We start from the raw sequence: 1208 nt of genomic DNA on the forward strand, positions 1-1208 counted from the left end.
TTCAGGCTATGGTTTTATTATTTCCCCATGTCCTCCGTATGATCCCCAGAAAAAAGGCCGAGTTGAATCCGGGGTTAAGTATGTTAAAAACCGCTTTGTTCCACTGCGCCAGTTTAGAAGCTTAAACGATGCTAACGAGCAGTTAAAGATCTGGTTAATACAAGAGGCTGGCACGCGCAACCACGGCACCACTCATGAAAAGCCTTTGGTTCTATTTGAAATTGAACAGCCTCTCCTTAAAAAACTGCCTACCCATCCGCCCGAGTTTGCGGTATGGGAAAAGGTTAAACTTCATGGTGATTGCCATGTGCAATATAAGAAATGCCGATACTCAGGCCCATATCGCCTCGCTCGGCAAGAGCTTTGGCTTAGAGCAACGGATACAACTATCCGGCTGTATTTCAATCATCAACTGGTAGCACTCCATCCCAAACTCGAAATACCAGGCACCAAACATACAATACCAGAGCATCTTCCACCGAATGCTTTGGCTTATTCGATGCGAGATGCCCAATGGTGCCTAAAGCAAGCACATGAAGTTGGAAGTCAATGCGTGATTGCTATTGAGGGTCTATTAAATGATTCAGTCGTAGATTATCTACGGGCTGCGCAAAGCATTCTTGGACTTAGGAAAAAATATGGCGATGACCGCCTGGAGGCTGCTTGCCGTAGGGCACTTGCCTTTCAAAGCGTACATTATAAGACAATCAAGACAATGCTAGAGGTTGGGGCTGAAAAGCAAGCCTTACCGCATGAGGAAGAACCAACAACATTAGCCAAACCCTATTCGGTAGGTGGAAAATTCTGCCGGAATACGTCCCACTTATTACACTAACACAAACAACAGGAGATAGAATGATGACAAACCCAATGCCCGAGCTGTCTTCGCAGTTAAAACAACTACGGTTATCGCATGTTGCTGAGAACATCCCGCTGCGTAACCGTGAGTCAATAGAAAAGAAGCTAAGTTACCCCGAGTTTCTGGGATTACTGCTTCAAGATGAGTTGTTAGGAAGGGAAAACAAAAAACTAAGAGCAAGAATGAAACGTGCACGTATCAGTGGTGATAAGACAATAGAATCATTCGATTTTAACTTTAATCCTAAAATCAATCGTGCTTAAGTACAGGAGTTAACTTCATGTTCATTCATTGCCGAAAAGGTACCCATTCTCATCGTAGGACCTTGTGGAACAGGCAAATCCCATAT

Annotated in this window: 2 protein-coding genes; both read left to right on the plus strand. The window is 44.1% G+C overall.

Annotated features, from left to right (window positions below; all coding sequences use genetic code 11):
* Positions 1-835 (plus strand): Mu transposase domain-containing protein (locus Lwal_RS08305; RefSeq protein ID WP_193787223.1); only part of this gene is annotated, 835 nt, incomplete at its 5' end.
* Between the two features lie 20 nt (positions 836-855).
* The gene (locus Lwal_RS08310) at positions 856-1122 is read left to right on the plus strand and encodes an ATP-binding protein (protein WP_058480356.1); all 267 of its coding nucleotides are present in this window, start codon (positions 856-858) and stop codon (positions 1120-1122) included.
* Positions 1123-1208: the final 86 nt, after the last annotated feature.

The organism is Legionella waltersii, from assembly GCF_001468085.1.
GTDB classification, from domain to species: Bacteria; Pseudomonadota; Gammaproteobacteria; order Legionellales; family Legionellaceae; genus Legionella; species Legionella waltersii.

What these genes read in the sequence shown, in the direction of transcription:
- Lwal_RS08310 (WP_058480356.1), top strand. Translation starts at nt 856, where the DNA reads ATGATGACAAACCCAATGCCCGAGCTGTCTTCGCAGTTAAAACAACTA.